This is a genomic window from Blautia sp. LMAG:89, assembly GCF_008679485.1.
Lineage (GTDB): Bacteria > Bacillota > Clostridia > Lachnospirales > Lachnospiraceae > Blautia_A > Blautia_A fusiformis.
On sequence record NZ_NANC01000004.1, the window covers coordinates 455,523 to 470,091 of the forward strand.

General features: G+C 43.8%; 6 protein-coding genes. All 6 read right to left on the reverse strand.

Going from position 1 to position 14,569, the window contains the following annotated elements; translation table 11 throughout:
- Positions 1-55: 55 nt before the first annotated feature.
- Positions 56-8,125 carry a DEAD/DEAH box helicase family protein gene (locus CCC70_RS06160; protein WP_330577142.1) on the reverse strand — a complete coding sequence of 2,690 codons (8,070 nt, stop codon included), beginning with the start codon at positions 8,123-8,125 and terminating at the stop codon, positions 56-58.
- A gap of 26 nt (positions 8,126-8,151) precedes the next feature.
- Positions 8,152-10,245, reverse strand: coding sequence for a type IA DNA topoisomerase (locus CCC70_RS06170; RefSeq protein WP_287084443.1), 2,094 nt, complete (start codon positions 10,243-10,245; stop codon positions 8,152-8,154).
- A 73-nt stretch (positions 10,246-10,318) separates the two neighbouring features.
- The gene (locus tag CCC70_RS06175) at positions 10,319-10,984 is read right to left on the reverse strand and encodes a CD1107 family mobile element protein (protein WP_124984234.1); all 666 of its coding nucleotides are present in this window, start codon (positions 10,982-10,984) and stop codon (positions 10,319-10,321) included.
- Positions 10,974-11,303 carry a DUF4315 family protein gene (locus CCC70_RS06180; protein ID WP_226866371.1) on the reverse strand — a complete coding sequence of 110 codons (330 nt, stop codon included), beginning with the start codon at positions 11,301-11,303 and terminating at the stop codon, positions 10,974-10,976. The genes CCC70_RS06175 and CCC70_RS06180 overlap by 11 nt, the downstream gene beginning before the upstream one ends.
- A 23-nt stretch (positions 11,304-11,326) precedes the next feature.
- Positions 11,327-13,756 (reverse strand): C40 family peptidase, encoded by a 2,430-nt coding sequence (locus CCC70_RS06185; protein ID WP_287084444.1) that lies wholly within the window; start codon positions 13,754-13,756, stop codon positions 11,327-11,329.
- A gap of 35 nt (positions 13,757-13,791) precedes the next feature.
- The gene (gene srtB, locus CCC70_RS06190; protein WP_287084445.1) at positions 13,792-14,541 is read right to left on the reverse strand and encodes a class B sortase; all 750 of its coding nucleotides are present in this window, start codon (positions 14,539-14,541) and stop codon (positions 13,792-13,794) included.
- Between the last annotated feature and the right edge of the window lie 28 nt (positions 14,542-14,569).

Below are 14,569 nucleotides of genomic sequence, written 5' to 3' on the forward strand. Positions count from 1 at the left end.
AAATCCTCCATAGAAAAATCCCGCCAAAGCTCTGGTCACTCTGACGGGATACCCTTTATAACTCCTGTTCGTGTTTCTTTTTTGGTTTCTGCTCTGTTTCGCCTGTCTGCTCCTGCTGTTTCTGTTCTTTTAGTCTTTCCAGAATAGACGTTTTATGAACACTTTCTGCGATTCTGTCCTGACGTTCCTCTGGCACGTTTACTTCCGGATTTTCCCCGATACCCTCATCTGCCAGAAGATTTTCTCCCCCTTTCTCATCCATGTTGAGCATGGCATTTAATTCCGCCAGACGTTCCATTTTTTCACTCAGTTCCGCTTCTTTCGGGAATGGCTTCTGCACCTCTTCCTGTGCGGTCTTTAACTGCTGTTGTACCGTTTCCAGGTTCTGCTCGGTATCTGCCAGCTTTTTCCCGATTGCAGAAAGTGCATTATGAATCCTCTGAATATTGCCCAGAGTATCCTTTCCGAACTCAATCTTATAAGAACATTTTCCCTTGATCGTCATGGTATAGGTATTTGACAGGAAATTGTATTCTGAAGAAAGTGCAAAACCATGATATTCCCCAATCTGCCCGGCTGATTTTACGGACTTCAAACCGGATGCTGCTGAAATCAGTGCAACTCCCGCTTCTTTTTTATCGGTATACAGCTTTCCACCGACTGTCATTGCAAAGTGGTCATTATCCTGTAAATCTATTCCTTTTACTACATCTGCATCCACACGCATACCGGCAATCTTTTCTTTTAATGCGGTAATCTGTACCGGATACCGCTTTGCAATATCCGATTCCAGACGATAGATCTGACTGGTGTGGTTTGCTTTCAGAAGTTTCAGTTTACTTACCTGCACATCCAGATCCATCTTTTCCTTGATGTATTCGTTTCCTGTTGCCAGTGCCTTGATCTCTGCATAAGATAGAGCTGTATCATCCACATCTTCACAGGCACGAACGGGGGATTTACTGGTCATGATCTGCGAAATAAACTTCTGCTTATTTTCCAGAATCTGCCACATGTACGAATCGAATGTATTTTCCGTTACATACCGGAAGATTTTTACCTTATCATTCTGGTTTCCCTGTCTGAGAATACGTCCCTCCTGCTGTTCCAGGTCAGACGGTTTCCAGGGGCAGTCCAGATGATGCAGTGCAAGTAATCTGTCCTGTACGTTGGTCCCGGCACCGAGTTTCGGAGTGGAACCCATCAGGATTCTTACCTGTCCGGCCCGCACCTTTGCAAACAGCTCCGCTTTTTTTACTTCTGTATTGTACTCATGGATAAATGCGATCTGCTCTTTCGGGATTCCCCGTTCCACCAGCTTGTTTCTCACATCATCATAAACGTTGAACGTTCCGTCAGTTTTCGGTGTGCTGAGGTCACAGAAGATCAACTGGGTAGCCTGTGTATCTTTTCCGTCCTCCCATACCTGGAAAGCATTCTCCACACAGGCATTTACCTTGCTTTCCCCTGCATCTGGCAACATATCATTTAAAAGCCTCTGGTCTAATGCACATTTTCTTCCGTCGTTGGTAATCTTGAGCATATTATCTACCCTTGGATCTACTACACCGCCCCTGACCTGTTCTGCACGTTCCGAAAAGGCTTCCACCATTTCTTTCTGTTCCTCACTCGGCTTTAACACTTCATTGATATATTCTGCTTCCGGTACAGGAAGATTCAGCATATCTGCAGTCTGAATATCCGCAGCTTCTTTAAATATGGAGATCAGCTCTGGAAGATTAAAAAAACGGGCAAATCGTGTTTTTGCACGATAACCCGTCCCTTCCGGTGACAATTCGATTGCCGTAACTGTTTCTCCAAAAGTTGCTGCCCACGAATCAAAATGTCCCATTCCCATATTCATTAAAGTATCATACTGGAGGTATCTCATAATGGTGTATAACTCAGTCATACTGTTTGATACCGGTGTTCCCGTTGCAAACGTGATTCCCTTTCCCCCGGTAATCTCATCCATGTACCTGCATTTCATAAACATATCTGAACTTTTCTGTGCATCAGTCTGTGAAATGCCTGCCACATTTCGCATTTTTGTGTATAAAAAAAGGTTTTTGTAATAATGTGACTCGTCTACAAACAGCCTGTCCACGCCTAATTGCTCAAAAGTCACTACATCATCCTTTCGTGTCTGGTCATTCAGTTTTTCCAGTTTTGCTTTCAGGGTTTTCTTTGTCTTTTCCATCTGCTTAACCGTATACTGCTGTCCTGCTTCCTCTTTTGCTGCTTCAATAGAATAGGTAATGTCTGCAATCTGTTCTTCCAGCAATGCGATCTGTCTTTCCCTGGAAAGCGGGATTTTCTCAAACTGGCTGTGTCCGATAATGACCGCATCATAATCCCCGGTTGCGATTCTAGAACAGAACCGTTTTCTGTTTGCCGGTTCAAAGTCTTTCTTCGTTGCCACCAGAATATTTGCTCCCGGATATAAGCGTAAGAAATCGCTTCCCCACTGTTCCAGCAAATGGTTCGGAACCACATAAAGACTTTTTTGTGCCAGTCCCAGACGCTTGCTCTCCATACCGGCTGCGATCATCTGGAACGTCTTACCTGCACCTACGCAGTGTGCAAGCAGGGTATTATTTCCATAAAGAATATGTGCCACCGCATTTTTCTGATGCTCCATCAGCTTAATTTCCGGATTCATTCCGACAAACTGGATATGACTGCCATCATATTCCCTTGGCCGGATGCTGTTAAACCGTTCATTATAAATTTTGCAGAGTGTTTCTCGTCGGCTCATATCCTTAAAGATCCACTCTTTAAACTCTTCCCGGATCAGTTCCTGCTTCTGCTGTGCCAGGGTAGTTTCTTTCCGGTTCAGGACCCGGTGTTCCCCATCTGCATCATGTATTGTGTCATAGATTTTTGTGTCACGCAGATTCAGTGCATCCTCCAATAGCCTGTAAGCATTTGCCCTCTGTGTTCCGTAAGTTGCGGTGGAAAGCGGGTTATTGCTGCTGTCCACGTTCTTTCCTTTTACGTTCCACTGTCCGGTCACTTCCGCATACTGTACTTTGATACGCTCATAATTGATATGCTGTCGTGGTGTGTGGAATGTTTCTGCCATGAACTCTGTAATATAGTCTGGAAAAATCCATGTTGCCCCAAGCCTTGCTTCAATCTCGGAAGCATCTAGGTCTTTCGGCTGTACCCGTTCCAGTGCCTGCACATTGACCATATATTCTGAATGATTTTCTGCAAACTGCTTTGCAATGTTCAGCTTCTCCCTGACATTCCCGGAAAGATACTCGTCAGATGGCTCCCACTTATCCGTAAGCGGATTCTTAAAGATAACGCCTGTAAGCTCCTCTGTGACCTCTTCTTCTGTTTTTCCGGTAAGCTGCATCATATAAGGAATATCTACTTTTGCTTTTTCCCCGATAGATACCGCCAGTGCCTCACTTGCAGTATCTACCGATGTTACCGGCTCTGCCCTGCGGATCGTCCTTTTCGTAAATATGTCTGCTTTCCGCTTCAACTCGCCCTTTTCGTCCAGAAATTCAAGGGAAGTCAAAAGGCAATAGCTGCTGTCCATGCTGAACGCTCTTTTATTCGCATTGCTGCTGAGTAATCCATACTTTGCAGTAAAGCTGTCATAAACCCGGTTCAATTCAGCCTGTAAGCTGGCAACCTCTTCATCACTGCATTCTTCCAACTGCCGTTCCAGAAGCCTGTTTGTTGCATCCCGGATGGCAACCATGCCTTTGACACGTTCGCCTGTCACAACAGGAAGTTCCATCTTATTCATAACAGAATTTTCCCTGTAATAAATATCCTCTCCGACAAGTGCAAAGCTGAAGTTCTTAATATCCGGATCTGCCGGTATGGATACCACCTGTTCTTCCAGTTCCGTGTCCGAAATCTCCTGCTCTGTGATGGTTCCCTGGATATGCTGTACCGCATCTTTTAACTGTTCTGCCAGATCTGCTCCCTCTTTTGCCTTTACCGTCACTTCCTGTTTTCCGTACTGGGTACTTTCTGTTTTGAAATCTCCAAGCACCATTTCTGGGTGGTCAGCAAAATAGGAATTGACTGTATAACCTTCTGGTGTGGTTTTCAACTGTACCCAGTCTGGTTCTGTGATTGCAGCCCTGTCCCTTTTCTGGAAAAACAGAATATCCGCAACCACACTGGTATTGGCATTTCTCTGGAAAGCATTGTTCGGTAAGCGGATTGCCCCAAGCAGATCTGCCCGATTTGCAAAATACTGTCGGACTTCCGGATTCTGCTTATCCATCGTACCGCTTGATGTAACAACTGCCACCACTCCGCCCGGACGTACCAGGTCTAAGGATTTTGCAATAAAATAATCATGGATCATAAAATGGTATCTGTCATATTTGCGGTCACTGACCTGATATGCCCCAAACGGTACATTTCCAATCACGCTGTCAAAAAAGCTGTCCGGGTAACTGGTTTCCTCAAATCCCTGTACTGCAATCCTGTTCTTCTGGTAAAGCTGTTTTGCAATCTGCCCGGAAACCGGATCAAGTTCTACACCATACATACTTGCAGCACCCATACTTTCCGGTAAAAGTCCCATAAAGTTTCCTACTCCACAGGACGGCTCCAGGATATTTCCCTGCTTCAGTCCCATGTTTCCAAGTGCTTCATACATAGCCTTGATGACCGTCGGAGAAGTATAAAAGGCATTCAGCGTTGATGCCCTTGCTGCACTGTATTCTTCTGGCGTAAGGACTTCTTTTAACTGCGTATATTCCTCTGCCCAGGCACTGTTTCTTTCTTCAAAAGCCTGTGGAATACCGCCCCATCCAACATATCTTGACAACACTTCCTGTTCTTCCGGTGTTGCCAATCTCTGATCCTGTTCCAGTTCTTTCAGCAGCCTGATAGCTTCCATATTTGCTTTAAACTTTGCTTTCGGACCACCAGCCCCAAGGTCATCGTCCGTAATATGGAAATTATGCGGTTCCTGTTCCTGCACCTGCTCATTCTGTAGATATGGTAAAAATTCTCCCTCATAGCCAAATAGTTCGTTCTCCCCTGGAATATAATTTCGTCCAGTTTCCATACACCGAAAAATATCAGCTTTTGATGAACCACTTGCCTCATAGAATCCTGCGTAGGAATATAAAATATCATCTTCTCGCTCGTAGGTAGTCAGGTGCAATTCTGTATTTCCTCTTGTCTGGTTTACCAGTTCTTTCCCTTCCAGACCTTGCGGAAGAATCCCCACTGGTTCAAAATGATACCCCTGATATTCAAATACATTCTCGTCCCACTGTTCCTGTACAATTACAGATTCTGATTCTGGTTCTCCTTTTTGTACCTCCTCCATTTCTGCAGACGACTCTTCCACTTCTGGTTCTTCTGTATTTTCTTCTGGTTCGGAAGCACTCACAATATCAAATAAAGACATCTGGTATCCATTTAAGCCATCTGCCTGATCTGGTACTTCCTGTGCCGGGAAAATCGTATAGCTGCCTTCCACATACTGATATACTTCGGTCAAAAGCTGTAATTTCTTCTCATAAGTTTCATTCACTGATTCAAAATCCAGTGGCAGCATTGCCAGTGCATCGTCCATCGCCTGTAACAATTTCTGCGACTTCTCCGAATCATTCAGCATAACAGGAAGTTCTTTTCTTGCTTCTTCATTAAAAAAATCCTGCTTAAACGGACGCTCAATTTCTTCTGGCAGTCTTGCATAAAAACTGATCACTTTTCCTGCAATCCGTTCCCTCTCATATTCCGGCATACGGGAATAATCTGCAGAACGTAAGAACTGCTGGTTATCAATCAGATAGCCGATTCTTTTTGCAACTTTTGCCCAGGGCAGCAACACCGAAATATCTGGATTCCCATAGTCCCCTCTCTCCAGCTTCAAACCTTTCCCGTCATAATCTGCATGTGAATTGTCTGCTCCACATAAAGCATGGCTCTGACCGCCTATCCCATATTTTTCCTTGATAAAATCTGTCCTTGCCTTATCATCTTCATTCAGGAGATAAAAAGAATAGGTAGAAAGCCTTCCATCCGAATACGGACCTCCACCGGCAAGAAAAGCATCTATTTCATCCTGAGTAATAAATACCTTATGTTCCTGCCATGCGAATTCATCTCTGGCATTGTATGGAATTACTTCTGCGGCAAATTTCTGGAACTGTCCGGATATTCTGATTGGATTATAGGTGCGGAACCGCATAATACTTTTATCTTCCTCATAAGCCATTGCCAGTCCTTCCAGACGTTCGTTCAGATCTGCCAGCCACTGCGGATCTGTTAGTTTCTCTTCCAGATAATCAGTAATTTCCGGATAAATACTGTGAAGATGTGGTAAATCCTCTTCATCAAAGACAAGTTCTGCTACACCCTCTGCCATATCCGCTTTCATATAGGCAAGTGCCTGGGCATGTTCCTTTATCGCATTCTTCCTTGCAACATCAAGTACGGACTGCGGTGCATACTCGCCTTGTTTCAAAAGCTGATGGATACGGCCACTCACATCTTCCCAGGACAAAAACGCTTTATCCAGAATCTGATCGGTAACGGTATGCCCTACTGCAATCTGCAATCCAGTTTCATCAAACCAGACCGAATACTCCATACCATTGATTTCAAATCCCTTTCCACCAGTCCCATACTCCCGCTTCACAAACTCCGTATATTCTTCCGGTGTCTGCTCACTCATAAAATTATAGATAATACGAAGCTGGCTCTTGCTTCGGTTTCCTCCGGTTCTTAAAACCTCATCGACCACCTCACTTGGAATGGCAATCTCCCCAGCATAGAGGGAAGCTATTCTGTTTTCGATTTCCCTTTTCTGTTCATTTACAGATGGAAGTTCGGGCAAAGATAAAGCAGAGGCAATTTCTTCCTCTGCTTTACTTAACTGATCTTCACTTGTGTCTTCAATTAGCTGTACACCAATTCCGTCAAGATGCTCTCTTCCGCTGTTGCCGTCAGACTGTTCATATGTGCTGTCCACGCCATCGGGTTCTCCTCTTTCGATGGTGCCGGATTCTTCTCCAACAGTTTCGCTATCTGTACTTCCAATCTCTTCTGTGCTGTTTTCTCGATCTCTTCCAGATGGCTGTTCAGTTTCCCAGTCAGTAACAGGCTCTGATACAGGCTGTTCTTGTGTTCCTTCAGAAATGTCCTCCGCAGCATTCCGTATTTCCCGATCTGTACCTCTGTCTCCTGGATTGTCAGATTCGGAAACAGATAATCCCCTTTGCGATGATATGTCAGTTCCATGCTCATTTCCTCCTTCATCTTCCTGTGAATATTCGTTTTCTATGATTCTGTTGTTGTTTTCTTCGCTTTCACGAATTAACGTGTTAAATTTATTATAATTCCTTTCCTCCGAATTTTCAATACCCTTTTTCATTTCTTCTAATGAAATACGGTGTACAAATCTTCCAATATCCACTAGCACAGACTCACTGGCCATGCTCGTCGCATTTCCAATAAATGTCAGCACCGATAAACTGTTATAGTCTGTGATATGTACGAAGTCCATTTCTTCCTGCCGTTCCAGCGGATCAAGTCCGCATCTGGAAGCCAGCGTATAATAAATGCTGTCTGTCAACAGACTGCGAAATTCGCTGCGTATGGTATTTTCTTCCAGCTCCTCCAGGTATGTTCCTTCCGTCACATATGTCAAGCCATCCAGGTATTCATCCAGATTTTCTTCTACCATATACTTCGCTGTTGCCATCAGTGCATCAGAAAGACTTCCTGTATCTTTAGCTTCCAGTCCATAAACTTCTTCTAAATGGTTTAATAACTCCTCCTGTTGCTTCTCCTGCAACCGCCACAGGTAAGGGGTTCTTCCACCTTTTACCTTATGAGTATCCTGAATATCAAATACATATCGGAGTCTTGTTTTCTGCATGGTTTCATCCAAAAGAGCAATTCCCTTTGCTCCTCGGTTTACCCACCGCAGCATTTTTTCATTCCATAATTCCAGCGAAGCACAGGCAGTTGCTTTTGGACGCTGTGCGTGGATCAAAAGCTGATCCATAAATGGATACCTGTATAACCTGGCTGCGGTATCCAGATAATTCATCCAGTCCCTTGGTGAACTGCTGATATGGGCTGCATGATATTCTGCAAGTCCACGTATCTCATCTAAACGAGCCATAACCTATTCCTCCTTCTGACTGTGCTTTATTTTTTCTTTTTAGGAAATTCCAGACTGAATCTGGCTTTTCCATCTTCTACCCCAAGTACAAGATCAGCATCAAATTTGCTGTCCTTTTTCTTGGAATACAGTCCTTTTACATGGGTACGTCCCTTTTTCAGAAGCTCCACTGCCATCTTTTTATCCATTGATTTTTTCATACTTTCCAGAAACCTATTTGACTTCCATAAAGCAAACGGACAACTTCTGTCAGAACAATAATAATTGGTCTTACCCTCATATACATCGGAACCGCATACCGGGCATTTCCCAATTACTTCCCTTGCAGTCTGAAAACGATTCCGTTCTTCTTCTGGAATCGCCCTGCATACTGAAAGAACATCGGTAATCATAGATACAATCCCATCCATAAATTCATCATCATGGATTTTTCCCTTTTCCATCATCAGAAGCTGATTCTCCCATTCTGCTGTCAGGCTTGCGGATTTCAGATTCTCCGGCATTACATGAATCAGCTCACAGCCTGCCACCGTAGGAAAAATCTGTTTTCCTTTACGTTCTGCATACCCGGAAGATACCAGCTTCTCAATAATATTGGCTCTGGTTGCCGGTGTCCCCAATCCCTTTTTCTCTGTTTCAGAATCAAATTCCTTATTTCCCGCTGTTTCCATTGCAGCAAGCAGAGTATCTTCGGTAAACATCTTCGGCGGAGAAGTGTAATGTGTACTCTTCTCTGCTTTCACAGAGGCAAGAGTCATTCCTTCCTCATATCCTTCTGGAAGTTCTGTCTTATTATCCGGTTCATCAGATTTCTTATCCTTTACACAGTATTTCCGAAAGGCTTCTTCCACTTCTTTGAAGCCCATCTGCACAGGCAGCTTTCCTTTTGCAGTAAATTCATGTTCTTTGCACTGTACGGAAATTTCTGTCTGCTCATAAAGGTACTCTTCCCCTGTTGCCTGAACAAGCTGCTGTCCGATCAGCATCAGCAGATTTTTCTTTCCACCGGAAAGTCCTCCCATGCCTTTTTCCATTGCTTCTTTTGTCGGTAGGATTGCATGATGATCAGATACCTTTGCATTATTAACCACACGATCTATGTTTCCCCTAATCTGTCCAGATTCCAGAAACGGAAGAAAATCTGTCATGCCTTCGGCAAGCATTTTTACCGTTTCTTTCATATCCTCGGTTACATACTGACTGTCTGTTCTCGGATAAGTAACCATCTTTTCTTCATACAGTTCCTGCAGCATATCCAATGTTTTCTGTGCAGTGTATCCGAAAAATCGGTTTGCTTCCCTCTGCAGACTGGTCAGGTCATAAAGTTTGGGCGGAGAAGTCTTTTTCTGTTCTCTTTTCACTCTGGTCACAACAGCTTCTGTCCCATCACAGAGTTTTCTTAATTCTTCCGCTTCTGTTTCAGACTGAATATTTTCTGAAATTACCGCAAGTCTTCCATCTGACAGGGAAACCTTATAATAGGCTTCTTTCTTGAAATGCTCAATTTTCTCTTTTCTTTCCGTCAGCATAGCAAGCGTTGGTGTCTGCACTCTGCCAACTACCAGACGTTTAAAATATCTGGTTGTGTAAGCTCTCGTTGCGTTCATTCCGATCAGCCAGTCCGCCTGTGCCCTGCATACCGCAGCATTACAAAGCCCTGCATATTCTCTCCCGTCAGTTAGGGACTGAAATCCTTTCTGAATGGCTTCATCTTCCATTGAGCTGATCCACAGACGCTTCACTGGTTTCTGACAGCCTGCCAGATCATAAACTCTTTTAAAAATCAGTTCTCCTTCTCTTCCGGCATCACAGCCATTCACCAGATATGCTACATCTGCCCGGTTCATCAGGCTGCATATCACATCAAATTGCTTCTTTTTATCCTCTGATACCTGAACTTTCCATACTTCCGGAATAATCGGTAAATCCTCAAACTGCCATTTTGCATATTTTTCATCATAGATTTCCGGTGGGACATACTCTGCCAGATGCCCCAGGCACCAACTGACGATGCAACTGTTCCCCTCCAGATACCCGTCCTTTCTCTGATAAGCAGATAAATTTTTTGCAAGGCTCTGTGCCACGCTCGGTTTCTCTGCGATCACTAAAAATTTCGCCATGTTTTCCTCCTGTTCCTGTCAAAAAGGCAGTCCATAAAGAACCGCCCTTTCTCCATACCTTATGCTTTTTTTGTTATTTCTGCTGATCTTCCGCATTTTCTTCATCTTCATTGATGTAACTGTCATCAGCAAATTCCAGACCTTCCTCTACAATACCGTCCTCTTTTTTCTTTCGGAATTTACTTAAAGCAAAAGCAGCTAAACCACCGAATACCAGTACAATACCGCCGCCCAGGATCGCAGAGCCAAACATTTTATTACCACCGGATTCCGGTTTTACTTCTGTTTCTGGCTGTACGGTAGTTTCTGGTTCTGGTGCTGCAGTCGTTTCCGGAAGAACAACTGCTGGTTCCTCTTTTTTCTCGATTTCCTCGTTTTCGCCTAAGAACTCTGCCAGATCATTTTCATCTACCAGTGACATCATGTACACGTTTTCGGAAGTACCGGAACGGTCAATGACCATATAAAAGGTGTTTCCATTCTTTGTCTGTACCGTCAGAAACTGCTTGGAACTGTCATTCTCCTTATCATCCACAAGCTGTCCGTTTCCCGATGTGGAAAACGGTGTTCCCTCTGCGGCAGGCTGCTCCGCCGGCTGTTCTTCTATCACCTGTTCCGCAGTTTCAGTCTGCTCTGCGTTTTCATTTGCCTGTGCAAAAGCGGTCACACTGGCAGAACCCATCAGTATTGTTGATGACAACATAATCATCAAAATTTTTTTCATTACTTTATTCTTCATCTTCCAAATCCTCTCTTTCTTCTATCAGTCCGGTTGACATTTCTCTGTCCATATTTTCTTCTTTCTTTATACCTGTTTCAGAACTATCCATAGAAAGATTGCCCTCTTCATCAAACTGCATGGTAACTGTTCCATTCTGAATCCCGTCCAGAAAAGTCAGCATCTTTCGGCTGTCCATCTTCATGGAACGGATTGCCTTAATGATTTCTGCATCTTCCATCTGCTTTTTCTGGATTCTCAGTTGCCTTACATGCTCCTGCAGTTCCAGAATCTTGTTTTCAGTTTTCTGAATGTCATCCAGAACCTTTTTTAATCGCATATTCATCTCTTGTTTACTCCCTTCTAGTGAAGTCTGCCAAATGCCATAAAATGTTGCTGCCAGTAAGAACTTGCAATGCTTGTATATTGAATCGGATTTCCACAATGAATCATCATGTTATTTCCTACATAAATTCCAACATGGCTCGCTCCCGGCGTATCATAAGTTCCCTGGAAAAAGATCAGATCTCCCGGCTTTGCATCCGATGGAGATACATAGGAACAATAAGAACGAAGCCCGTCCGCTGTTGTTCTTCCCACGTTCCATCCATTTCCGCAATTATTGATTACCCAGCATACAAAACCAGAACAGTCAAAACTGGTAGATGGCGATGCACCGCCCCAGACATACGGATAACCAAGATATTTTTCCGCTTCCCGAATCATCTTGGCAAACTGCGGATCAGAAAGTGCTTCTGCCGGAATATCATATCCAAAGCCTGCCCCACCTGTCGGAATTGTGTTAAGGTCAAACAGATAATCACGATTTCCATAGTATTTGTTGTAAGCGTCATACTGCTCCTGTTCCTTATCTGTCATACGGTTTCTTAAAACTGCATCCAGGTTATGGTTCGTAAGTGTTACATCCAGCCGGTTCACTTCTCTTGTTGTCGTTACTTCCACTTCCTGACTTCCATTGCTGTCTGCTATGTATGCTTCCCAGGTCTGATGCCCATGTGCTGACGCAGAAGCGTGATCGCCGTAGAATACATCAAACTGCACACCATACTGTGCAAAATTTCCGGTATCCTCAACTACATACTCCACACCATTCATAATGACATGGGTTCCCATTGGCACAAATGGATTAGAAGCGTCTACCGCAATCGTATGATTTGCCTGTGGATAGGCTCCACTCGCTGTCGGGCCTCCACTCCACTGTCCACAACAGATCGGGCAGTTACAATATCCACTGGTCACAACCTGTCCCAGTGATTCTCCAACCTTGACCTTTTTCTTTTCTGTTACCGTTTCTCGTGTCGAATCCGTATACAAGCCATACTGTTCCTTAAAAATCTCCTGAATCTCATCTGCAACCTCTGCATAGGTAAAACCACCATACTTAACTGTCAGATAGGAAATAAGCTGATACGGGTTGTGTCCGATCTCATCAATCTGGAATTGGAACTCGTCATAATCGGAATGGTTTGCTTTCATCTGATTGATCTGCTCATTCAGTGCATTTTCCAATGCCACATAAGCATTTTCCGCAGCATAAATATCCTCATCCTCACTGGAATAACTGGTAGAAATAATAGCATTGGAACTGCCCTGGAATAACGCAGCACAGCTTGACAGGCTCGTTGCCATTAACGCAAACAGCAGCACCAGAACTCCTATGGACAGGAGGATATTTCTGTTCTGTGCCACAAGCTCCTTGACCGCAGCTTTGGCTTTTTCCGTAAATCGCTGTGCGTTTACAAGCACTGCGTCTTTCACAGCTTTTCCCTGTTTCGCAGCCTGATACTGCTTCTGGTAACGCTTTTTCTGCAATAATTTCTTTAATGCAGACTGTTTCTTCTGCTCTGCTTCTTTCTGAACCGCCTTTTTTGCTTCATTGGAAGCACTGGTGCTAAACTGCAAACGGGATTTTTCTGTTTCTTCCAGAACAGATTCCCTTAACCGATTATTTCTCTGTCGTTTTTCTTTCAACCGTTCCCGAACGTAAATTGACTTTCTTGCAAGACTTTCTCCCGCAAGTTCCATCTGATCTGCTGCATCAAGAGCAGCATTATCATCGGTATCCTCTCTGATTTTTTTCTGACCATAGGCAGATACCGTTTCTGAAACAACGGTTGCTCCCTTTCTTGCCATTCTGCTACCGGGAATCATACCTTTACTTTCATCTTCAAAGGAAAGATGGGATTTTGATTTTTTCTGTTCTTTTAGCGTCTGTTCCCTTTTCGTCTTATCTTTAATCTCTTCCCGAAAGTCTTCCATTGATTTTTCATCAACTTCTGCCTTTTCATGGTAGCGTTTCTGCTCTTTTGCTGCATAGGCTGTGACCATCTTTTTCTTTCGGTTCTGCCTGTCCGGTTCTGTTATTTCAGAATCACGTTCAAATTTCCATTCTGGATGCCCCCGGATACTATCTTTCCGAAGTCTGGAACGTGAAACAGGCGGAGATTTCTCCCCGCCTGCTTTATCATCACTCATTTCTGAGTTTTCCATTTCTTTCGTTTCCGCAATTTCTTCCTCTTCCAGAGAAGCGTGTCTCGATTGCAACCTGTGCTTTCCTTCTGTCACTTCCTCAACCGTTTCTTCTGCAGTATGAGTTTTTCTGACCTTTCCAAAGTCCAGCTCCTGTTCCCTGTGTCCGGCTGTTTTCTTCTCATCTGCCTCACGTCCGGTAATCCGCTTTTCCTTTTTACTGCGGAGATTTTTTTCCCTGAGTCCATCCCGACTCATCTTCTGGACAGTCTTGTCCCTTGCTTTATATTCATGCTCCTGCATGGTCATCATCTCCTGATCTATGGTAATTTTCCGTTTTATTCCTTTCCGCTATTTTTCTTTGCAACCAGTACCATACGCCCATTTTTCTGGGAATACTCACAAGTAGACAGTGTAAGTAACTTATCTCTATATTCTGCTGTTGTTCCTGTCTGATAAAGTGATTTTTCCTTAACGGAAGCAACAAATTTTTTATAATCAGCCACTGTTCCAGCTTTGATAAAACTGTAATAATCAAAATCATTTCCTGTATAAACGGGCGTTGTAAATGCTGCAAATATCTGATATTGTTCATTTCCCCATATCGTGCGGAACAGGATTGTCGGATGTTCTTCGTAAAATCCTTCGTCCTTATATTTCTCAAGGTCAGCAAACATCTTCCCACTGTTCATGTGATGTCCATATATGATCAGATTGTCCGAATCCCCTGGTACACATTCCTCTGCCAGAAATAAACATCCATTTGCAGAATATTCCCCATTGAAATCCCGATGCAGATAATAATTTTTATCTCCGGGCCGGTACATGACCGGATAGTCTATTCTCGTTCCATCAATGGTCAGCCAGCCAATACAATCTGGATTCTCTTCATGCAATGCCAAAATTCCAGCATCTACCTCTAAATCGTCGGAAGTATCTTCCTCTGAATCGTCCTCTTTTTCCTGCATAAGTTCCTGTAACTCTTGCTGTAACTGGTTATCCTGTCTTTCCTGCACAAAAAATCCCATCAGGAAATACAGACTGATCGTAAGCAATATAACGGATATAGAAAGTAATAATCCTGCCACCCATTTTCTCATGCTCTGCCATTGCCCC